This window comes from Nonomuraea jabiensis (assembly GCF_014204795.1).
Classification (GTDB): Bacteria; Actinomycetota; Actinomycetes; order Streptosporangiales; family Streptosporangiaceae; genus Nonomuraea; species Nonomuraea jabiensis.
Genome location: NZ_JACHMB010000001.1, coordinates 3,705,270 through 3,724,707 on the forward strand (window position 1 = coordinate 3,705,270; position 19,438 = coordinate 3,724,707).

22 protein-coding genes and 2 tRNA genes are annotated in these 19,438 nt (G+C 69.8%); 17 read left to right on the forward strand and 7 right to left on the reverse strand.

Annotation, left to right across the window (positions count from 1 at the left end; all coding sequences use genetic code 11):
- Positions 1–56 precede the first annotated feature (56 nt).
- A complete protein-coding gene (locus HD596_RS16770; protein WP_185070135.1) occupies positions 57–986 on the forward strand; it encodes a GlxA family transcriptional regulator in 930 nt (309 codons plus the stop codon).
- On the opposite strand, the gene HD596_RS16775 is transcribed toward HD596_RS16770, so the two are convergent.
- The 4 genes from HD596_RS16775 to HD596_RS16790 form a co-directional block, all read right to left on the reverse strand.
- The gene (locus HD596_RS16775) at positions 987–1,259 is read right to left on the reverse strand and encodes a ribbon-helix-helix protein, CopG family (protein ID WP_221519364.1); all 273 of its coding nucleotides are present in this window, start codon (positions 1,257–1,259) and stop codon (positions 987–989) included.
- Between the two features lie 282 nt (positions 1,260–1,541).
- On the reverse strand, positions 1,542–2,045 hold the full coding sequence (locus HD596_RS16780) for an NUDIX domain-containing protein (protein ID WP_185070136.1): 504 nt from the start codon (positions 2,043–2,045) through the stop codon (positions 1,542–1,544).
- 12 nt (positions 2,046–2,057) lie between these two features.
- Complete coding sequence (locus HD596_RS16785; RefSeq protein WP_185070137.1) at positions 2,058–2,801, reverse strand: ABC transporter permease; 744 nt, start codon at positions 2,799–2,801, stop codon at positions 2,058–2,060.
- Positions 2,782–3,726, reverse strand: coding sequence for an ATP-binding cassette domain-containing protein (locus tag HD596_RS16790; protein ID WP_185070139.1), 945 nt, complete (start codon positions 3,724–3,726; stop codon positions 2,782–2,784). Before HD596_RS16790 ends, HD596_RS16785 begins: the two co-directional genes overlap by 20 nt.
- A 148-nt stretch (positions 3,727–3,874) precedes the next feature.
- On the opposite strand from HD596_RS16790, the gene HD596_RS16795 reads away from it, so the two are divergent.
- From HD596_RS16795 to HD596_RS16815, 5 genes are all read left to right on the forward strand, one after another.
- Positions 3,875–4,222, forward strand: a complete 348-nt coding sequence (locus tag HD596_RS16795; RefSeq protein ID WP_185070141.1) for a hypothetical protein — start codon at positions 3,875–3,877, stop codon at positions 4,220–4,222.
- 50 nt (positions 4,223–4,272) lie between these two features.
- Positions 4,273–5,235, forward strand: a complete 963-nt coding sequence (locus tag HD596_RS16800; protein WP_185070143.1) for a GH25 family lysozyme — start codon at positions 4,273–4,275, stop codon at positions 5,233–5,235.
- 103 nt (positions 5,236–5,338) lie between these two features.
- On the forward strand, positions 5,339–5,866 hold the full coding sequence (locus HD596_RS16805) for a C40 family peptidase (RefSeq protein WP_185070145.1): 528 nt from the start codon (positions 5,339–5,341) through the stop codon (positions 5,864–5,866).
- 73 nt (positions 5,867–5,939) lie between these two features.
- On the forward strand, positions 5,940–6,170 hold the full coding sequence (locus HD596_RS16810) for a transposase (protein ID WP_185070147.1): 231 nt from the start codon (positions 5,940–5,942) through the stop codon (positions 6,168–6,170).
- Between the two features lie 39 nt (positions 6,171–6,209).
- Positions 6,210–6,282, forward strand: a tRNA-Thr gene (locus HD596_RS16815).
- 762 nt (positions 6,283–7,044) lie between these two features.
- Here HD596_RS16815 and HD596_RS16820 read toward each other — a convergent pair.
- Positions 7,045–7,791 (reverse strand): DUF2071 domain-containing protein, encoded by a 747-nt coding sequence (locus HD596_RS16820; RefSeq protein ID WP_185070149.1) that lies wholly within the window; start codon positions 7,789–7,791, stop codon positions 7,045–7,047.
- Between the two features lie 299 nt (positions 7,792–8,090).
- On the opposite strand from HD596_RS16820, the gene HD596_RS16825 reads away from it, so the two are divergent.
- The 7 genes from HD596_RS16825 (at position 8,091) to HD596_RS16855 (ending at position 12,746) form a co-directional block, all read left to right on the forward strand.
- Positions 8,091–8,164 (forward strand) — tRNA-Met (locus HD596_RS16825).
- Between the two features lie 71 nt (positions 8,165–8,235).
- Positions 8,236–8,400 (forward strand): 50S ribosomal protein L33, encoded by a 165-nt coding sequence (gene rpmG / locus HD596_RS16830; protein ID WP_019632658.1) that lies wholly within the window; start codon positions 8,236–8,238, stop codon positions 8,398–8,400.
- Positions 8,401–8,887: 487 nt separating this feature from the next.
- A complete protein-coding gene (locus tag HD596_RS16835; protein ID WP_185070151.1) occupies positions 8,888–9,337 on the forward strand; it encodes a MaoC family dehydratase N-terminal domain-containing protein in 450 nt (149 codons plus the stop codon).
- A 1-nt stretch (position 9,338) separates the two neighbouring features.
- Positions 9,339–9,767 carry a MaoC family dehydratase gene (locus HD596_RS16840; protein ID WP_185070152.1) on the forward strand — a complete coding sequence of 143 codons (429 nt, stop codon included), beginning with the start codon at positions 9,339–9,341 and terminating at the stop codon, positions 9,765–9,767.
- A 111-nt stretch (positions 9,768–9,878) separates the two neighbouring features.
- Entirely contained in the window at positions 9,879–10,889 is a 1,011-nt protein-coding gene (locus tag HD596_RS16845) for a hypothetical protein (RefSeq protein ID WP_185070153.1), read from the forward strand.
- Between the two features lie 11 nt (positions 10,890–10,900).
- Entirely contained in the window at positions 10,901–11,938 is a 1,038-nt protein-coding gene (locus tag HD596_RS16850) for a UDP-N-acetylmuramate dehydrogenase (RefSeq protein WP_185070155.1), read from the forward strand.
- Positions 11,939–12,161: 223 nt separating this feature from the next.
- On the forward strand, positions 12,162–12,746 hold the full coding sequence (locus HD596_RS16855) for a TMEM165/GDT1 family protein (protein WP_185070157.1): 585 nt from the start codon (positions 12,162–12,164) through the stop codon (positions 12,744–12,746).
- On the opposite strand, the gene HD596_RS16860 is transcribed toward HD596_RS16855, so the two are convergent.
- Positions 12,729–15,584: an ATP-binding protein gene (locus HD596_RS16860; RefSeq protein WP_246554518.1), complete on the reverse strand. Its 2,856-nt coding sequence runs from the start codon at positions 15,582–15,584 to the stop codon at positions 12,729–12,731. The two genes, HD596_RS16855 and HD596_RS16860, sit on opposite strands and share 18 nt — an antisense overlap.
- A 115-nt stretch (positions 15,585–15,699) precedes the next feature.
- Positions 15,700–15,846, reverse strand: coding sequence for a hypothetical protein (locus tag HD596_RS16865; RefSeq protein ID WP_185070161.1), 147 nt, complete (start codon positions 15,844–15,846; stop codon positions 15,700–15,702).
- A gap of 198 nt (positions 15,847–16,044) precedes the next feature.
- Between HD596_RS16865 and deoC the strand changes: the two genes are divergently transcribed.
- From deoC to HD596_RS16885, 4 genes are read left to right on the forward strand one after another with little or no spacing between them, the layout of a single operon-like run.
- On the forward strand, positions 16,045–16,974 hold the full coding sequence (gene deoC / locus HD596_RS16870; protein WP_185078525.1) for a deoxyribose-phosphate aldolase: 930 nt from the start codon (positions 16,045–16,047) through the stop codon (positions 16,972–16,974).
- Positions 16,974–18,401, forward strand: coding sequence for an aldehyde dehydrogenase family protein (locus HD596_RS16875; RefSeq protein ID WP_185070163.1), 1,428 nt, complete (start codon positions 16,974–16,976; stop codon positions 18,399–18,401). Before deoC ends, HD596_RS16875 begins: the two co-directional genes overlap by 1 nt.
- Complete coding sequence (locus HD596_RS16880; RefSeq protein WP_185070165.1) at positions 18,391–18,588, forward strand: hypothetical protein; 198 nt, start codon at positions 18,391–18,393, stop codon at positions 18,586–18,588. Before HD596_RS16875 ends, HD596_RS16880 begins: the two co-directional genes overlap by 11 nt.
- Positions 18,581–19,426 (forward strand): aldehyde dehydrogenase family protein, encoded by an 846-nt coding sequence (locus HD596_RS16885; protein WP_185070166.1) that lies wholly within the window; start codon positions 18,581–18,583, stop codon positions 19,424–19,426. Before HD596_RS16880 ends, HD596_RS16885 begins: the two co-directional genes overlap by 8 nt.
- Positions 19,427–19,438 lie beyond the last annotated feature (12 nt).

Consider the following 19,438-nt stretch of genomic DNA (forward strand, 5'->3'; position numbering starts at 1 on the left):
GACCTGCGACCCCGTGGCATAGTGGCCAGAATGCCAACTATCCGGAGGATCTGGCCATGCACCGCCTCGCCGCAGTGATCGTCCCTCCCGTGCTGGGGTTCGACGTCTCGATCCCGCTCATGGTGTTCAACAGCGTCCCCCACTACGACGTACGCGTCTGCACGGCGCGGCCCGGCCCCGTGCCGACCGTCGGGGGTCCCGACGTGGTGGTGGCGCACGGACTGGAGGCGCTGGAGGACGCCGAGACGGTGATCGCGGTCGGCAGCGGCGGCGAGCAGGCTCCCCCGGAGGTCCTCGACGCCCTGCGCAAGGCCGCGGCCGGCGGGGCGCGGATCGCCTCGCTGTGCACGGGTGCGTTCGTGCTGGCCCAGGCCGGCCTGCTCGACGGGCGCCGCGCCACCACCCACTGGGGGCTGGCCGGCGACCTCGCCGCCCGCTTCCCCTTGATCGACGTGCGGCCCGACGTCCTGTTCGTCGAGGACGACGGCATCTTCACCTCGGCGGGCGCCGCGGCCGCCATCGACCTGTGCCTGCACCTGATCAGGCTCGACTACGGGGCGGCGGTGGCCAACACTGCTGCCCGGCTCGCGGTCGTCTCACCCGTACGGCCGGGCGGGCAGGCCCAGTTCATCGAGACCCCGCTGCCTCCCGAGCGCGGCACCTCGCTCGCGCCCACCCGGGCCTGGGCGCTGGAGCACCTCGACCGCCCGCTCACCCTGGCCGACCTGGCCCGCCACGCCAGGATCAGCGTGCGCACCCTGACCAGGCGCTTCCACGCCGAGACCGGGCTGAGCCCGCTCCAGTGGCTGCTGCACCGGCGCGTCGACCGGGCCAGGGAGCTGCTGGAGACCACCGGACTGCCGATGGACCAGGTGGCCGGGCGGAGCGGCCTGGGCAGCGCCGACTCTCTCCGCAAACACCTGATCAGCCGGGTCGGCCTCACTCCCACGGCCTACCGCGCGAGTTTCACCCGGGTAAATGGCTGATCAGAGGAACAGTATTCGTCGCGGATTTCCATCGGATTCCACGATGGCCAGCTCGTGCCCCTGCGCGAGTTGATCCTCGACGAATTTCCAGATGGTGATGGCGCGGCGGATCGCCTCGGTGAACGACAGGCCCTTGCGCTCGGCCAGCGCCTTGAACGTCTGCGCGGTTTCGTGGCTCAGATTGACGGACAGCCGGACGAAATTGCTGTTGTCGTTGCTCCTTTCTTGCTCGAGCCTGGTGTCCTTGCCGGTGGACTCACGCGTCATGGTCATGTCTCCTGGCCCTGGGGGGTAGGGGGCAAGCGGAGTAGAGAGCGGGATGCTCCGTTGGTGCATGCTTTTTATACACGCTGACCTGCCGTGGAGACCGGGTCCGATCCCTGTCGAGTGTTGTCCTGTCACACCTTGACGAAAGAACGTTATACCGGCGCGGAAACTTATCCGCCTGCGGCTTATACATGGTTAATTCTGGCAAATGGCGTGCGTCCTGTCATCATGAAATGTGGGCTAAAGCATGCTCGAATTCCACAGGCCCCTAAGAAGGCGTTCAAATAGCTATTGGGGGCTCAGGCCGTCCAGAAGTGACAACCAGGTGCGATCAGGGCAGACGCGGGTGATCTCCGTGGGTGAGAGCCAGTCCGCCCTGGTGCTCTCCGAGCCGGCCGGCGGATGGGTCGGCCGGCCCGGATGCGGGAGACGGGCCCTGAACATCACCATGTACGTCAGCGGCGCGTAGCGGTAGCCGGCGGGGGCCGCGTCCAGCAGCTCGATGCGCTGCCAGGCGAAGGCGGACAGCTCGGTGGCCGGCAGGCGCAGGCCGGTCTCCTCATACAGCTCCCTGGCCGCGGCGTCGAGGGCCGTCTCGCCGGGTTCGAGGTGGCCGCCGGGGATGTCCCACCCGCGGCCCTCCTCGTCCACGCACGTCATGAGCGTCCTGCCGGTCCGGTCCGAGACGAACGCGAACGCCGACGTGGTCTTGTCCAGCGGCGGGAGGGCCGGGGACAGGATCACGTCCAGGCGATGGCGTACGGGGATCCAGGGGACCGTCAGATGATTCATCCTTCAAGGGTCTCAGACACCCCGGCGCATGGCCCGGTTGCCCAGATACAGGCCGATCGCGGCTATCGCGCAGGCGGCGGCGGTCCCGTACAGGATCGAAGGGCTTGTCAGGTTTCCGGAGAAGAGGGCTCGCTGGGCCTCGACGATGTACGTGACCGGATTGACGTACCCGATCGTCCGCAGCCACGCCGGAGCCGTCTCCATGGGGAGCAGCACCCCCGAGAGGAGGAGCAGCGGGAACATGACCGACTGGCTGACGACGTAGAAGAGCGTGCCGCTGGGCGCCGACTTGATGGCCAGCACGAACGAGAGCGAGCCCAGGCCGACGCCGAAGACGACCAGCTGCGCCAGGCCCGCCAGGACGCCCGCCGGATACAGCTCGAAGCCCAGCGGGACGGCCAGCACGATGATCAGGACGGCCTGGGCCAGCAGCACGATCATGGTCTTCATCGTCCGGCCCACCAGCATCGCCGTGCGGTTCAGAGGGGTGACCATCAGACGTTCCAGCGAGCCGCCGATCAGCTCGACCAGCAAGGTGTAGCCGGAGGACATGGGGCCCGTCAGGCACATCATGACCAGGATCCCCGGCACGAACCACTGCCACGACGACCCGACCGCCCCGTCCAGCAGCGACCCGAACAGGAACAGGAACAGCAGCGGCTGCCCCATCTCGAACAGCAGCCCGACCGAGTCGCGCACGACCGGCCTGAACTCCCGCGAGAAGACGGTGGCGGTGTCACGAAAGAATGTCGTCATCGGTGAGGCTTCTCCCGGTAAGAGCGAGGAACACGTCGTCGAGCGTCGGACGGATGGTCTCGGCGGTGGTGACCTTGATGCCGGAGCCGTCCAGGGTTCTGAGGTAGTCGGGGAGCGCGGCGGCGGCGTTGGGGACGCGCAGGCGCACGGCGGTGCCCTCGGCGACGCCCCCGCCGCCGAGCTCGGCGGCCCTGCGCGCCTCCTCCTCCGTGCTGGTGGTGATCGTGATGTGGTCGCCGGCGAGGTCGTTCTTGAGCTGCTCGGCGGTGCCGTCCGCGATGATCCGGCCGTTGTCGATGATCACCACACGTTCGGCCATGTTGTCGGCTTCCTCCAGGTAGTGGGTGGTCAGGACCAGCGTCGTCCCGTACGTCTCCCGCAGCCGGAGGATGTGCTGCCAGATGTCGGCGCGGCTCTTCGGATCGAGGCCGGTCGAGGGCTCGTCGAGGAAGAGCAGGCCGGGACGGTGGATGAGGCCGAGCGCGATGTCCAGGCGGCGGCGCTGGCCGCCCGAGAGCGTGCCGGGGCGCCGCTTGGCCAGCGCTCTGAGGTCGAGCAGGTCGAGCAGCTCCTCGGCGCGGGCGGCCGCCTGCCTGGCGTCCAGGCCGTAGCAGCGGCCCTGGGTGACGAGCTCGTCGCGGACGAGGAAGTTCTCGCCCGCGCTGTTGCGCTGGCCCACGTAGCCGATGCGGGCACGCACGCCCGCCGGGTCCTTGGCCACGTCGTGGCCCGCCACCATGGCGGTGCCCGAGGTGGGCGGCAGGAGGGTCGTGAGCATGCGCAGGGTGGTGGACTTGCCCGCGCCGTTGGGCCCCAGGAAGGCGACGAGCTGGCCGGCCTCCACCTCCAGGTCGATGCCGCGTACGGCTTCCACACGCTCCTTCTTGACTTTGAACACTCGGGTCAGTTCCCGGGCATGGATCATGGTCTGCCTCTCCGGGCATGGCGAAATAACCCCTGGTCGGGGGCGCGATTGAGGATCGAATTAAGTTTGTGCAGGTTCAATCCGGTTTGGCAAACGCGAATGTCACGTTCATAAACCCCTCCTACCTGCGGAAACGCCGTTCCTGGCGGTGGCCCGCAACGGTGGATTTCGGGGCGCTGAGGTGCGGTTTTCCGGGTGTTGCGAAGATTTCCGGCCGAGGCGTGCGCTCGGGCTGCCGGTCTTCAGCAAGGACGACCTCAAGGAGACGCTGGCCGACATGCTCGAACGGCCGCCCGGCGTGGGCGAGCGGGAGTGGAGCAGGCGGCTGGGCGCGGCCGCCGGGGAGAGCATGTGGACGCTGCTGGCGAGCGCCAGGCGGGGCGCGGTGCTGGAGAGCCCATGGCCGGCGCTGGGAGTGGGGACGATCTTTTGGGTCGATACCTCAAAAACAGTCGATATTTCGGGACTTGCGGGGTTGTATCAGGCTCCGCAATGATCTCCCGCGTGAAAAGTCTGTGGGTAATTGCGGTAATTGCCGCCTTAGGTATGGGTGGAGTCGCGGAGGCGGCCGACGGCGTTCCCGGGGTCGACGTCAGTAACTGGACGGGCGACGTCGACTGGGGAAGCGTGGCCTCCGGGGGCGCGAAGTTCGCGTTCGTCCAGGCCACCGAGGGGACGAACTACCGCAACCCACGTTTCGACGCCCAGTACGGCGGCGCCGCCGGGGCCGGGCTGATCCGGGGCGCATATCACTTTGCGCAACCACACGAATCCGATGGGGCGGCCCAGGCCGACTATTTCCTGCAGAACGGTGGCAACTGGATCAGCGACGGTCAAACGCTGCCCGGAGTGCTCGATATCGAGGACAACCCGTACAAGGACAAGAACGGCAAGAACAACTGCTACGACCTGTCCACCGAGGACATGGTCACCTGGATCAAGGACTTCACCAAGAAGTACCACGAGGCCACCGGCCGCCGCGCGATCATCTACACCACCACGAGCTGGTGGCAGACCTGCACGGGGAACTCCGCCGCGTTCAAGTCGAACCCGCTCTGGCTCGCCCGCTGGGGTGACGACCCCGGCGAGCTGCCGAAGAGCTGGAAGAGGCACACATTCTGGCAGTCGGCGGAGAAGGGCACGCTGGCCGGCGGGCAGAACTCGTTCAACGGCTCGGAGTCGCAGCTCAAGGAGCTGGCCAACCCGCCGGCCGAGGTGACGGTCTCGGGCGCGGCCCGGAACCGGAAGACGTACACGGTCACCGTCTCGAACACCGGCCCGCACCCGGTCAAGGACGTCAAGGTGTCGGGGCGGGCGTTCGGCGGGCAGCGCGTGGTGAAGGCGCCCGGGTGCAAGTTCAGCGGCACGGCGGTGCTGTGCCAGGTGGGGGAGCTGACGCGGGGGCAGAAGGCGACGTTCACGATCACCACGAAGCCGTCCAGGTCGAAGGGCACGGTCGGGCTGAACATCACCGTGGGCTCCGTGAAACTGACCCTCAAGGCCCGCTGACGCCTGCCCCGGCCCCGAAAGCGGCCGGGTCCGCGGGGCGGCATGAATTCCCATGAGGCAGGATGGCCCAAAGGGCCATTGAGCTTGTCGGGGGCGGGACGGTATGAGGCGGTGGCGGCCGGTAGCAGGGGCGGCGGCGCTGGTCCTGCTGGTCGCCACGGCCTCCGTGCCGCTCGGGCTGTACGTGCCGGAGAACGTCGTGCGGATCGCGTACGAGATCGAGCAGCGCCGGATCGTCTACTCGTGGGGAGGCGGCCACGCCGAGGAGCCCGGGCCGTCGAAGGGGACCTGCAAGGGATACCGGGGGAAGATCCAGCCCTGTCCGGCGGCCCGGACGCGCGGGCTCGACTGCTCGGGGTTCGCGCGATGGGTGTACGCGCTGGCCAGCGGGTCGGACGTGCTGGGGCCGGGGAACACCAACGATCACGTACGGCGGATGCGGCGGGTCCAGGTGGCCATGCCGGGAGATCTGGTCTTCTTCGGAAAAGCCACCAAAAAAGCCCCCAAAACCCACCACGTAGGCATATATCTCGGCAACGGGAAGATGATGAACGCGCCCGAGACCGGGGCGGTGGTGCGCGTGGACGACATCACCCGCCGGAAGGACTTCTTGGGCTTCTACCGGCTCTGAACCGATTCGGTATGGCCTGTAACGCGTGTGGCACGGCAGAAATTGAGAGACCCGGCGGCTACTCTGTGCCGCTATGGACAGGCGATGGGTCGGCCTCGACGGCTACGAGGTCGTAGGCGTGGTGCACGGCGGCCGGCAACTGCTGCGGGTGCGCCGGCACGGGTGGGTGGTCGCCGACTGCACCTCTGTGGCGGAGGTGGCCAGACACGTGGACCTGGCCGATCTGTGCGAGGTCATCGAACTGCCGGCGCGACGGCGGGCGGAAGAGCGCGCGGAGGCCCGAACGAGTTCGCATCATCGGTGAGTGCCGTGTATGGTTACACCTGTCCGCAGCGCCGGACAGGCCCCTATAGCTCAGTCGGCAGAGCGTCTCCATGGTAAGGAGAAGGTCAACGGTTCGATTCCGTTTGGGGGCTCTCGCTCTGAACACCCACAACGCCCGACCCGCAAAATCGCGGGGCCGGGCGTTTCGCATTCCCCCCAACCCACCCACCTCCCAAACCACCCACTCTTAACCACCACCCGCCCTCTGCGGCGCCCGCCCTCTGGAACGCCCGCCCTCTGGAACGCCCGCGCCTGCCCTCTGCGGTGCTGCGCCCACCTTGTCCGGGCCGGACTCGCCTCCGGAGGTCCCCCACGCCCTGCGCTGCGTGCGCCCTGCGGAAGTGCGCCGACGCCCACCCTGCGGGCCGAGCGCGCTCCGGAGGCCACCCACGCCCTGCGTCGCCCACGCCCTGCGTTGCCCACGCCCCTGCGTCGCCCACGCCCTGCGTCGCCCACGCCCTGCGTCGCCCACGCCCTGCGTCGCCCACGCCCTGCGTCGCCCACGCCCTGCGTCGCCCACGCCCTGCGTCGCTCACGCCCTGCGGAAGTGCGCCGACGCCCACCCTGCGAGCCGAGCGCGCTCTGGAAGCCGCCCTCGTCCTCCGAAGGCGCGCTCATCCTGCCGCGCCCCGCTTGCCTTGCCGGGGTGCGCTGGAGCCCATCCCCTGCGACGCCTGCCCTCTGCGGTGCTGCCCCCAGCCTGCGGGCCGGACTCGCCTCCGGAGGCTGCGCCCGCCCTGCGCTGCGCTCGCCCTCTGGGACGCCCGCCCTGTGCGGCGCCCGCCCTCTGGGACGCCCGCCCTGTGCGGCGCCTGCGCCTGCCCTGTGGCGACTGGTTGGGGCCGAGGGTGTGGTCAACCGTTCGGGTGGAAGTGGTGTGGTGGGGTGTGGATGTCGAAGGGGATCCGGGCCTGCGCCAGGATCGAGTGCGGGGGCGTGTCCGGCGTGATCAACCCCAGCCGCTCGAACAAGGGGAACCGGGCGAAGGTGGCCTCCAGGTGCCGGGGCCGCATGACCGGGTGCCAGATGCTGTAGGCGCCCACCCTGCCGTCTCTGCGCCGGTACCAGCCCCGGGTCGGGTGGGTGAGTTGCTCCAGCCAGTCCGAATCGTCCGTGAAGCCGTCCAGCAGCCCCGGAGCCTGCGGAAGCTCGACCGCCTCGCACCGCCCGTCGGCGGATTCCAGGCGCCAGCGGGCCGGGGTGCCGAGCCAGTCGGCCTCGATGCGGATGTGGTCGCGGCGCCACGGCATGCCCCACAGATGCTGCGGGATCGCCACGACGGGGTGGTCCAGGCGGGTGCCGAAGAACCAGACGCCCGCCTTGCCGTACGCGGTGACGTAGGCCCGGTAGTTGATCTGCCCGCAGTCGATCGACACCTGCGGCAGGAACCGGAAGTGGAAGTCCCGGTCGCGGAAGGCGACGGCGGAGACCAGGGCCCCGGGGCCGTCCCCGAAGGGCGCCTCCATGGGCGTGAAGCCCTTGGGCAGGTGCCGGGCGAGCGCGTCGGCGTCCACCCGGTAGCTCACGATCGCGAAGTCCTCCAGATCCGTGTGCGCGTGGTGCCAGCGCGGACGCGGCCGGGGAGTGCCCACGAAGCTCATGCCCAAAAGGTACGGCTCTTGCGGCTGCGCGGGCGGGTGGGAACATGTGCGCCACGGCGAGACCCAGGGGCGCTCAGGGGTTGTGCGCGTCGCGCCGGTCGCTGCTACGCTTGCCTCCTCCACTGCTTGATCTTCATGTGGAGTCGGCTGTTCGGGGGCGAGCATCGCCGATTGATAATGGATTTCGGTTGTCGGGGGTTCCTGAGGCATACTGGAAGCACCCCACCCGATCGGGCGAGTTACGAATGTGCTCGCTGCGTCGGGTATCCTCTACGGGCCGGGGTCGTTACCGGCTCAAAGGCGGAGTAGCTCAGTCAGGCAGAGCAAACGGCTCATAATCGTTGTGTCGCCGGTTCAAGTCCGGCCTCCGCTACTGCCCACTCCCAGGTCAACAGGCCTGGGTACGGGCGTGTCCATGTCCCGAACGTAGAAAGGCACTCCCAAGTGGCTGCCACCGACGTTAGGCCGAAGATCACGCTGGCCTGCCAGGAGTGCAAGCACCGCAACTACATCACGCGGAAGAACCGGCGCAACGACCCGGATCGGCTTGAGCTGAAGAAGTACTGCCCCAACTGCCGCTGCCACCGCGCGCACCGCGAGACCCGCTAGGTCTCCGGGCAGGGCTTCTGCCCCACATTTCGTCATATCGCACAACCGGCGTCCCGCCTCAGGGGCGCCGGTTCGTCGTGTCTGCACAGGGTTCCAGGGACTCCACACGGGCCCCAGAGCTATCTCTCGGCGCTGAGGACTGGCCGGCCAGAGGCCAGCGGCGGCGGCTGATCGAGTGGCTGACGGCCTGGGTCCGGTCGGTGCAGGCGTAGGTCCCAGTTCGGCGCCTCGCCGTCGTCGACGTGCCGACCGCCGCCCAGACGAGCAAGCAAGCGGTCGCCGCGACGGTGTTGGGCCCATGATCGGCAGAACGGTGGGTGGTGGGCCTGGCGGGTCGGATGTGGCGTTTATGGCGGAGGTTTTGGGAGGGCCCGGCGGTGGGAAAGTTCGCGGGGCAAAATCGAGATAATCACCGGCGACAGCCGAACCTTGTTCTGTTACCGTCGGCCTCAGCAGCGCTCGGTTGGTGACACGCAAGGGAGCACTGATGGCCTTGAACCGAGACTTCGTGGGCAGGACCTATTCGCCCAGCGCGCCCTACGAGGTCAGCCGGGTGAAGATCAGGGAATTCGCCGCCGCGATCGGTGACAACAACCCGCTCTACCGGGACAAAGAGGCCGCCCAGGCGGCCGGGTACCCCGATGTGATCGCGCCGCCCACGTTCCCCATCGTGTTCAGCCTGCAGAGCGGCGGTGAGGCGCTCGTCGATCCCGATCTCGGGCTGAACCTCGCCATGGTCGTCCACGGCGAGCAGCGCTTCGAGTACGTCCGGCAGATCTGCGCCGGAGACCAGCTCGTCACGACCGCCACGATCACCGACATCCGCACGGCCGGGCGGAACGAGCTGCTGACGGTCAGGAGCGAAGTGACGACCGTCGACGGCGAGCCGGTCTGCGTCACCTACAACACGATCGTCGAGCGCGGAGGGGCCGGCTGAGATGACCGCCACGGTGAAGTACGACGAGGTCGAGGTCGGGCAGGAGCTCCCGGCGGCCGACTACAACGTGCGCCGGCTCGACCTGGTGATGTACGCCGGGGCTTCCGGGGACTTCAACCAGATCCACTGGAACGAGCGGTTCGCCAAGATGGTGGGGCTGCCGGACGTGATCGCGCATGGGATGTACACGATGGCGCAGGCCGGGCGGTTCGTCACGGACTGGGCCGGGGATCCCGGGGCGGTGGTGGACTTCGGGGTGCGGTTCTCGTCGATGGTGGTCGTTCCCGACGACGACCAGGGGGCGACGATCTCGGTCAGCGGGGTGGTGGAGGAGAAGCTGGAGGACAAGCGGGTGGTCATCGGGCTCACCGCCAGATCAGGCGAGCAGAAGGTGCTGTCCAAGGCCCGCGCGGTGGTCCAGCTGTCCTGACGAGGCGGGCGGCGTCCTGATATTTCGGGCGAGTCTCGGGTACGCGTGACGTCTATGAACGAAGCTGCGCGACGAGTTTGGCCCACGGTTCGATCGATCCCCGTCTCCGCTGTGACCGATGCCAAGCCGCCCGCCCACCTTCGGCCGGCGCGGGTCGAGAGGGTGGCGGGCAGCTCCGGCACCGGACGGGACACCGCGGGCGGCACCGAAACCGGCACGAAGGCCCAGCCGGCCGGGGCAGGGGCGCACGCTCGGCTTGAGCCCGCTGCCGAGCTGGGGTTCTCCGGCGCTCCCGGGCAGCCTGGAGACACGGGTGACACCATGCTGCACGCCCAGCGCACCTGGGACAGCTCGCTGGCCACCAACCGCCTCGACGAGCAGGGCGTCAAGCTGGAACGTCAGCGTACGGAGACCAAGGACGTCACCGTCAGCGTGAGCCTGCTGGTCGACGGCTGGCCGGAGGACGTCAGGAAGAGCGTGGGATCGATCGTCGAGCACACGAACGCGCGCGTGCTCGCCCTCGACCTCGGCGACGTCGACGGCGCCGGTGAGGTGCTGGACGAGCTGGCCGACCGGCATCCGGACCGGATCGCCGTGTGGCACGTGGCCGAGGAGCCGCACTGGCGAGGGGGCACGGCGACCTGGGGCGAATGCCGCGCCAAGCTGCTGCGGCTCGACGAGTCGGACGTGCACGTGCTCATGGACACGAACGTCGAGCTCCGCGGCGACGCGCTGACCCCGCTGGTCGCGGCCGTCGCGGAGGGCGCCGTGGCGGCCGGGTGGAGAGGCGTGGACTTCCCGGACGGGGAGCCGGAGCCGGTGCAGATGGTGGAGCCGGGGGCGGGCGCGGCCGGGCCCAGGAGGGTGCGGGCGCTCACAGGGGAGCTCATGGCGGTACGCCGGGGCCCGGCGCTCGGAGCCCTGCCCGAGGACGCCGGCTACGGCAGGAACGCCGATCTGGCGCTCTCTCTAGCTCTTCAGCAAGAGCACAGGGAGCTGGTCGTGCCCGATGAGCCGCTGCCCGCGGTGCGGCTGGGCTCGCACGACGTGGACCCCGGCTACGACGCACGGGAGTCCCGGCGGAACTTCGACCGCGTGCTGCGCATACTGGGCACCTCATAAGCTAGTGGCCCATGGAGATGCTCGCGCCGTACACCACGCTGCGCCTAGGCGGCCCCGCCCGCGACTTCGCCGAGGCGACCACGGCGGAGCACCTCGTGTCCCTGGTGGCCGAGGCCGACATGAAGGGGCTGCCCACGCTGGTGCTCGGCGGGGGCAGCAACGTCGTGGTGTCCGACGAGGGCTTCGACGGGCTGGTCGTCAAGGTCTCGACCCAGGGCGTGGCCGTCTCGCGCGACGGCGAGCAGATGCTGGTCACGGTCGAGGCGGGGGAGGACTGGGACGCGCTGGTCGCCCGCGCCGTGGCCGAGGGCTGGTCGGGCATCGAGTGCATGTCGGGCATCCCCGGGCTGGTCGGCTCGACGCCCATCCAGAACGTCGGCGCGTACGGGCAGGAGGTGTCCCAGACCATCCGGTGCGTGCGGGCCTACGACCGCCGCACCAGGCACGTGGTGGATCTGGAGGCGCGGCAGTGCGGGTTCTCCTACCGTGACAGCGCCTTCAAGCGCGACCTGGCGCGGCATGTGGTGCTCGCGGTGACGTACGCGCTGGATATTTCGGAAATGTCCGGCCCGCTGGCGTACGAGGAGCTGGCCGGCAGGCTGGGCGCGAAGGCCGGCGGGAGGGTGCCGCTCGCGCGGGCCCGCGAGGCCGTGCTGGCGCTGCGGCGCGGCAAGGGCATGGTGCTCGACCCGGACGATCCCGACACCCGCAGCGCCGGCTCGTTCTTCACCAACCCGATCCTCACGCCCGAGGAGGCCGTGGAGCTGGCCTCCCGCGCGCCGGGGCATCCGCGCTGGGAGCTGCCCGGCGGGTCGGTCAAGGTGCCCGCCGCGTGGCTGATCGAGCAGGCGGGCTACCCGAAGGGGTACGCGCGCGGGCCCGTACGCATCTCCACCAAGCACACGCTCGCGCTGACCAACCCCGACGGGGTCGCCACCACCGGCGACCTGCTCGCGCTGGCCAGGGAGGTCCGGGACGGGGTGCGGGAGAAGTTCGGGGTCACGCTGGTCAACGAGCCCGTGCTCGTCGGCTGCGACCTCGCGGAATAGGTCCCGCTCGCGGGCTGTTATGGTTGGTTGGAATTTCCGAAGGGGAGTAGTCCCAATCGTGTGATCGACACACTGGCGCTTCATCGCGCCCGGTCACGCGGGCCTCATACGGGCGGACGAGACCTTCGGCCTGGCAGTTGTGCAAGAAGACGCTGCCGGGCCGAAGTCGTGCCCGAAACTCCCCGGGTCGCCGCTTCCGGCTCGGTCGCGCGGAAGGGGACCGTTGGAAGCGTTCTGGATCAGTCTCGCCGTCATCTTCGTGGCCGAGCTCGGCGACAAGAGCCAGCTCATGGCGATGACGTTCGCGACCCGTTTCAAGACCTGGCCCGTGCTCGCGGGCATCACGATCGCCACGACCGTCGTTCACCTGGTCAGCGTCGCCGTGGGCGGGCTGATCGGTGACGCGCTGCCGACGACGGCCATCTCGGTGGTGGCGGGGCTGGCCTTCCTCGGGTTCGCCGCGTGGACGCTGCGCGGGGACGAGCTGACCGAGGACGAGTCGAAGAAGGCCCAGCGCACCACCAGGAACGCCCTGATCGCGGTGACCGTGGCGTTCTTCCTGAGCGAGCTGGGCGACAAGACGATGCTGGCCACCATCACGCTGGCCACGCAGCACGGCTGGCTCGGCACCTGGATCGGCTCGACCGTCGGCATGGTGGCGGCGGACGCGCTGGCGATCCTGGTGGGCCGGCTGCTGGGCAAGCACCTGCCGGAGAAGGCGATCCGGTACGGCGCCGCGGCGGCGTTCGCGATCTTCGGCGTCATCCTCCTGGCGGAAGCGCTGCTTCCTCTAGCCGGGGGACAGTAGCGAGAGGCGGTGGGCCGCGGCGGCGGCCTCGCCGCGGGTGGTGACGCCGAGCTTGGCCAGGATGTTGGACACGTGCACGCTCACCGTCTTCGCCGAGATGAACAGCTCGGCCGCGATGTCCCTGTTGGTCCTGCCCTGGGTCACCAGTCGCAGCACCTCCAGCTCGCGCGGCGTCAGCAGCTCGGAGGGCTCCTGGGCGGGCTGAACCCCGCCCACCCGGCGCGACAGCGTCTCGATCTCCTCGATCAGCGGGGTGGCACGCAGGGCCTGGGCCAGCGGCAGCGCCACCTTCAGCCGCGCCGCCGCCCCCTCGCGGTCGCCTCCGCGGGCGGCCGCGGTGGCCGCCCGCAGCAGGGCCTTGGCCTGGTTGTGCGGGCGGCCGAGCCGCTCCCAGGCCGCCGCGGCGGCGTCGAAGTCGCCGGTGTAGGTCAGCCGGTACGCCTCCACGACCGGCCCGATGACCGACAGCTCGGCCGCCACCTCCGCGGCCAGCGCCCGCACCGCGGCGGCCCGTTCGGGCTCGGTGGCCTCGGCGGCGTCGCAGACCGTGCGCAGCAGCGAGAGCAGCCGCCAGCTGAGCATGGCCTTGCTGGACTGCTTGTGGTGCGAGAGCACGCGCTCGGCCACGCTGAGCGCGGCCCCCGGCTCGCCCCTCGTCAGGTGCCAGCCGATGTGCAGGCGGGCGTTGTTGATGATGTCCTGGACGAACTCCTCGGGCCGGTCCTTCAGCACGCCGACCTCTGACAGGATGCCCTCGACCAGCTGCAGCTCGCCCCTGGCCAGGGCGATGTCGGCGCGGACGCGCAGGAGCGCGTACCTGTGGCGCAGGACGGGGCCGTGGCTGAGCGCGCCTTCGATGATCTCGATGGCTTCGTCCCAGCGGCCGAGCACCTCCAGCGCCTCGGCCCAGTTGTTCTTGATGAACAGCCCGCTGCCCCGCAGCCTGCCGTACTTCTTGGCGAGCTCCCAGCCGTGCTCGGCCAGGCGCAGCGCCTCCTCGTGGCGGCCCATGTCGATCAGCGCGTCGATGTTGTTGCCGACCGCCCTGGTGATCAGGCGGGCGGATCCCGCCGCCGTGCCGATCTCCAGCGCCTGCTGGTTCACGATGATCGTGGACTCGTTCTCGCCGTTGAGGGAGTGGCCCAGCGCCAGGTTCATCAGCAGGTCGGCTTCGAGGCAGCTGTCGCCGAGCTCCCTGGCCAGGCGCAGCCCCTCGGTGATCAGCTCGCTCGCCTCGGCGATCTCGCCGCGCAACATGAGGTGGCGGCTCAGCACCGAGACCACTTCGGCGCGCTCGGGGCCGTTCTCGGGCACGAGCCGCAGCGCGTGCCTGAGGTCCTCGATGACGCCGAGCTGCCCCTTGGAGTTCTTGAACCCCACCCGCCGCACGATGAGCTGCGCCACGCGGCCGGGCTCCTTGGCCTCGTCCAGCTCCGCCAGCGCGGCCTTGACGAACTTGGCGCCCTTGTCGGCCTCGCCGCCGGCGTTGGCGGCCTCCGAGGCGCGTTCGAGGACGGCGGTGTGGTCGGCGTCGATGAGCGAGGCCGCGTCGGGCACGCGCTCCCACAGCATGAGGACGCGTTCGAGCAGCGGGACGGCCTCGGTGTAGGCGAACGCCTTGAACGACTTCTGCGCCGCCTCCCAGGCGGAGATCAGCGCCCAGGTGTCGTTGCGGGCGCCGTACCAGTGGTGTGCCAGCTCGACGGCGGCGCGCCCCGGCGGGACCAGCCCGCGGTCCTTGGAGATCTCCTCGGCGAACCTGGCGTGCAGCCGCTGGTGCTCGCCGGGCAGCAGCTCGTCGTGCACGGCCTCGCGGATGAGCGAGTGCCTGAAGACGTAGGCGCGGTTGTCGGCGATCTGCAGGACGTTGCCCGCGATGGCGGGGCGCAGCGCGGTCTCCAGCTCGACGTCGGACAGGCCGCTCACGGCGGCCAGCAGCTTGTGGCTGACCCGGATGCCGCCGGCGGCGGCGACGCGCAGCAGGCGCTGGGTCTCCTCCGGCAGCCGTTCGACGGAGTTGAGGATGAGGTCCTGCATGGACTCGGGGAAGGCGCAGTCCTCGCCCTCCAGCATGGCCTCCACGAACAGCGGGATGCCCTCGCTGCGCTCGTAGACCTTCTCGACCTTGGCGTACTGGGGGACCTCGCCGAGGATGCCGGCCATCTGCTGGGCGACCTCGTCCCGCGACAGGCGGGGCAGGTCGAGCCGGTGCACGCCGCTCACCCTGCCCAGCTCGGCCAGCACCGGCCGGAGCGGATGCTGGCGGTGCAGGTCGTCGGAGCGGTAGGTCATGACGATCAGCACCTGCGGGGCGTGCAGGTTGCGGCTGAGGAAGGCGATGAGATCGCGGCTGGACCTGTCGGCCCAGTGGATGTCCTCGATGACGAGGACGGTGGGCCGGGAGAGGGCCAGGCGTTCGAGGAGGGTGAGGAACTGCTCGAAGAGCCGGGCGCGGCCGGTGTCGGTCTCCCCGTCGCCGCTCGGCTCGCCGAACTCGGGCAGCAGCCGCGCGAGATCGCGCTCCGCGCCGTCCGGCAGGAGCCCGGCGACGGCCGCGGGGCCCTGCTCCCTGACGAGCTGCCGCAGCGCGGCGGTGAACGGCGCGTAGGCCAGACCCTCCGTGGACAGCTCCACGCAGCCGCCGAACAGCACGTGGGCGCCGCAGCCCTGGCACTGCTCGGCGAAGCGCTGGACGAGCCTGGTCTTGCCGACCCCGGCCTCGCCGCCGAGCAGGACGGCCGTCACCCTGCCTTTTCGTGCCTCGTCGAAGCTTTCAGACAGAGCCGCCAGCTCCTCTTCCCGCCCGACGAAGACGGGACTGACAGAACGTCCCCGCATGTCATCCAGCATGTCATGCCCGATCGATTGCTTTCGACGCTTTTATGGGGGTCCCTTTACGGGGGTTTCGAGGCCCGGCCACGAGGGAGGTGGTGGCCGGGCTCTCGTGGGATGGTCATGAGAAACGGAGCTTGCCGAAGACCGAGCGGCGCTCGGACTTGTTCGCCCTCTCGGCCTCGCGTACCCGCCGGTGCTCGGCGGCGGCCTTGCGGAGCTCGCTCGCCTGGTTCTTCATGAGCTCGTACTCGATCTCGGGGTGCATGGTGTGTCTCCTGAAATTTCGTGCTTCTTCCTGACACCTTTAAGACTCGGTCTAAGGCCCTGCCTGCCACATCGGGTGGATGCCTTATCTCTGGTACGCCGGCGCGTACGGCATGCCTAAGACCCCCGGGCCGTTCGCCTAAGGCGGTCCGGTTTGGAGCTCACGGCCCTGGTCGGCGATGCTGTGTTGGTGTCAACTGTGACTACCTCGCTCGCGGACGTCGCCTCGTCCGACTCGGCGTTGCGAGCTTTCCTGCACGGCCTGCCCGGGGTTGACCGGGTCGGCGCGGACCAGCGGGCGGCGATGCTCGGCACCCGTTCGATCAAGACCACCGCCAAGGCACAGGCCATCGACCTGGCCATCTCCATGGTCGACCTGACCACCCTCGAAGGAGCCGACACCGCCGGCAAGGTGCGGGCGATGTGCGCCAAGGCCGTCCACCCCGGCGGCGACGCTCCCCGGGTGGCGGCCGTGTGCGTCTACCCCGACCTCGTCGAGGTCGCGGTCCGGGCGCTGGCCGGGACCGGGGTCAAGGTGGCCTCGGTCGCCACCGCCTTCCCCAGCGGCCGTTCCTCGCTGGAGGTCAAGGTGAGCGACACCGCGCTGGCGGTGGCGGCGGGCGCCGACGAGATCGACATGGTGATCGACCGGGGCGCGTTCCTGTCCGGCCGCTACCTGAAGGTGTGGGAGGAGATCGCCGCGGTCAAGGCCGCCTGCGGCGGCGCGCACCTGAAGGTGATCCTGGAGACCGGCGAGCTGGCCACCTACGACAACGTGCGGCGCGCGTCCTGGCTGGCGATGCTGGCCGGCGCCGACTTCATCAAGACCTCCACCGGCAAGGTGGCCCCGGCCGCCACGCTCCCGGTGACGCTGATCATGCTGGAGGCGGTGCGCGACTTCCGCGACGCGAGCGGCCGTCAGGTGGGCGTCAAGCCCGCGGGCGGCATCCGCACCACCAAGGACGCCATCAAGAACCTGGTGCTGGTGCACGAGACGGCCGGCGATGACTGGCTGTCGCCGGACTGGTTCCGGCTGGGCGCCTCCTCGCTGCTGAACGATCTGCTGATGCAGCGCCAGAAGCTGGCCACCGGCCGCTATGCCGGTCCCGACTACTTCACCCTGGACTGATGATGGCGATCTTCGAGTACGCCCCCGCGCCCGAGTCGCGCGACATCGTCGACATCAAGGCGTCGTACGGGCTGTTCATCGACGGCGAGTTCGTCGACGGCTCCGGCACCCCGTTCAAGACGATCAACCCCGCGACCGAGGAGACACTGGCCGAGGTCGCCACCGCCTCCTCCGACGACGTCGACCGCGCCGTGCAGGCCGCCCGTAAGGCGTTCGGCGCCTGGAGCGCGCTGCCCGGCGCGGAGCGGGCCAAGTATCTGTTCCGGATCGCGCGGATCATCCAGGAGCGGGCCCGCGAGCTGGCGGTGCTGGAGTCCCTCGACAACGGCAAGCCGATCCGCGAGTCGCGCGATGTGGACGTGCCGCTGGTGGCGGCGCACTTCTTCTACTACGCGGGCTGGGCCGACAAGCTCGAATACGCGGGGTTCGGCACCAAGCCGCTCGGCGTGGCGGGGCAGGTGATCCCGTGGAACTTCCCGCTGCTGATGCTGGCCTGGAAGATCGCGCCGGCGTTGGCGTGCGGGAACACGGTGGTGCTCAAGCCGGCCGAGACGACGCCGCTGACCGCGTTGTGGTTCGCCGAGATCTGCCGGCAGGCCGACCTGCCGCCCGGCGTGGTGAACATCGTGACCGGCGCGGGCGAGACCGGCGCGGCGGTGGTGGGCCACCCCGACGTGGACAAGGTGGCCTTCACCGGCTCGACCGAGGTCGGCCGTCTGATCGCGCGGGCGGTGGCGGGCACGGACAAGAAGCTGACCTTGGAGCTGGGCGGCAAGGCGGCCAACATCGTGTTCGCCGACGCCGCGATCGATCAGGCGGTGGAGGGGATCGTCAACGGGATCTTCTTCAACCAGGGTCACGTGTGCTGCGCCGGATCGCGCCTGCTGGTCCAGGAGTCGGTGCAGGAGGAGCTGCTGGCGGCGTTGAAGCGGCGGCTGGGCACGCTGCGGGTGGGCGACCCGCTGGACAAGAACACCGACGTCGGCGCGATCAACTCGGCCGAGCAGCTCGCCAAGATCCGGGAGCTGTCGCAGATCGGAGAGTCGGAGGGCGCCGAGCGCTGGTCGCCGGCGTGCGAGTTGCCCGAGCGGGGGTTCTGGTTCCCGCCCACGATCTTCACGGGGGTGGCCCAGTCGCACACGATCGCCCGGGACGAGATCTTCGGTCCGGTGTTGTCGGTGCTGACCTTCCGGACCCCGGCCGAGGCCGTGGAGAAGGCCAACAACACCCCATACGGGCTCTCGGCCGGCATCTGGACCGAGAAGGGCTCACGCATCCTGTGGATGGCCGACAAGCTGCGGGCCGGGGTCGTCTGGGCCAACACGTTCAACAAGTTCGACCCGGCCTCGCCGTTCGGTGGTTACAAGGAGTCCGGATACGGCCGCGAGGGCGGTCTGCACGGATTGGAGGCCTACCTTGACGTGTGAGCATCGCCGTCCCCGCCGCGCCAGGCGGCGGGCGCAGGCCACCAGGGGTCACGCCTTCGCCCGGGCCGGGCGGCCCGTACGCACCGGCTGGTACGCCCACCGCTGCGGCGTGAGCCGGTGCGGCCAGGTCTTCGTGCCGGTCCAGATGTCGCAGGAGTCCACGTGGAGGGGGCGGGGCGATGAGTAGGTTGTCCGTCAGAAAGACCTACAAGCTGTTCATCGGAGGGGCGTTCCCGCGCTCGGAGAGTGGGAGGTCCTACCCCGTGACCTCGGCCAAGGGCGAATTCCTCGCCAACGCGTCCCGCGCCTCGCGCAAGGACGCCCGCGACGCCGTGGTGGCCGCGCGCAAGGCGTTCCCCGGCTGGTCGGGTGCCACCGCCTACAACCGGGGGCAGATCCTCTACCGGGTCGCCGAGATGCTGGAGGGCCGCCGCGCCCAGTTCGCCGAGGAGCTCGGCGGCGGCAAGAAGGCGGCGCTGGAGCAGGTGGACGCCGCGATCGACCGGCTCGTCTGGTACGCGGGGTGGTCCGACAAGATCGCCGCCGTGCACGGCGCGGCCAATCCGGTCGCGGGCCCGTACTTCAACCTGTCCACGCCCGAGCCGACCGGCGTGGTGGCCGTGATCGCGCCCGCCGACCCGCTGCTCGGGCTGGTGTCGGTGGTCGCGCCCGTGATCGTGACCGGCAACACGTGCGTCGTCGTGGCGTCCGAGCGCGCGCCGCTCGCGTCGATCACGCTGGCGGAGGTCCTGGCCACGTCCGACCTGCCCGGGGGCGTGGTGAACGTCCTCACCGGGCACCAGGCCGAGCTGGCGCCCTGGCTGGCGGCGCACATGGACGTCAACGGGCTGGACCTGACCGGGGTCGAGGACGCCGACCTGGCGCTGAGCTGCGAGCAGGCGGCGGCGGAGAACCTCAAGCGCGTCCTGCGCCCCTCCCGGCAGGACTGGGCGGCCGACCCGGGGACCGGCCGGATGACGCGGTTCCTGGAGACCAAGACCGTCTGGCATCCGGTCGGGATCTGAGCACGGCACCTC

What these genes read in the sequence shown, in the direction of transcription:
- HD596_RS16770 (WP_185070135.1), top strand. Translation starts at nt 57, where the DNA reads ATGCACCGCCTCGCCGCAGTGATCGTCCCTCCCGTGCTGGGGTTCGAC.
- HD596_RS16775 (WP_221519364.1), bottom strand. Translation starts at nt 1,259, where the DNA reads ATGACCATGACGCGTGAGTCCACCGGCAAGGACACCAGGCTCGAGCAA.
- HD596_RS16780 (WP_185070136.1), bottom strand. Translation starts at nt 2,045, where the DNA reads ATGAATCATCTGACGGTCCCCTGGATCCCCGTACGCCATCGCCTGGAC.
- HD596_RS16785 (WP_185070137.1), bottom strand. Translation starts at nt 2,801, where the DNA reads ATGACGACATTCTTTCGTGACACCGCCACCGTCTTCTCGCGGGAGTTC.
- HD596_RS16790 (WP_185070139.1), bottom strand. Translation starts at nt 3,726, where the DNA reads ATGATCCATGCCCGGGAACTGACCCGAGTGTTCAAAGTCAAGAAGGAG.
- HD596_RS16800 (WP_185070143.1), top strand. Translation starts at nt 4,273, where the DNA reads ATGGGTGGAGTCGCGGAGGCGGCCGACGGCGTTCCCGGGGTCGACGTC.
- HD596_RS16805 (WP_185070145.1), top strand. Translation starts at nt 5,339, where the DNA reads ATGAGGCGGTGGCGGCCGGTAGCAGGGGCGGCGGCGCTGGTCCTGCTG.
- HD596_RS16810 (WP_185070147.1), top strand. Translation starts at nt 5,940, where the DNA reads ATGGACAGGCGATGGGTCGGCCTCGACGGCTACGAGGTCGTAGGCGTG.
- HD596_RS16820 (WP_185070149.1), bottom strand. Translation starts at nt 7,791, where the DNA reads ATGAGCTTCGTGGGCACTCCCCGGCCGCGTCCGCGCTGGCACCACGCG.
- HD596_RS16835 (WP_185070151.1), top strand. Translation starts at nt 8,888, where the DNA reads ATGGCCTTGAACCGAGACTTCGTGGGCAGGACCTATTCGCCCAGCGCG.
- HD596_RS16840 (WP_185070152.1), top strand. Translation starts at nt 9,339, where the DNA reads ATGACCGCCACGGTGAAGTACGACGAGGTCGAGGTCGGGCAGGAGCTC.
- HD596_RS16850 (WP_185070155.1), top strand. Translation starts at nt 10,901, where the DNA reads ATGGAGATGCTCGCGCCGTACACCACGCTGCGCCTAGGCGGCCCCGCC.
- HD596_RS16860 (WP_246554518.1), bottom strand. Translation starts at nt 15,584, where the DNA reads ATGCGGGGACGTTCTGTCAGTCCCGTCTTCGTCGGGCGGGAAGAGGAG.
- HD596_RS16865 (WP_185070161.1), bottom strand. Translation starts at nt 15,846, where the DNA reads ATGCACCCCGAGATCGAGTACGAGCTCATGAAGAACCAGGCGAGCGAG.
- HD596_RS16875 (WP_185070163.1), top strand. Translation starts at nt 16,974, where the DNA reads ATGATGGCGATCTTCGAGTACGCCCCCGCGCCCGAGTCGCGCGACATC.
- HD596_RS16885 (WP_185070166.1), top strand. Translation starts at nt 18,581, where the DNA reads ATGAGTAGGTTGTCCGTCAGAAAGACCTACAAGCTGTTCATCGGAGGG.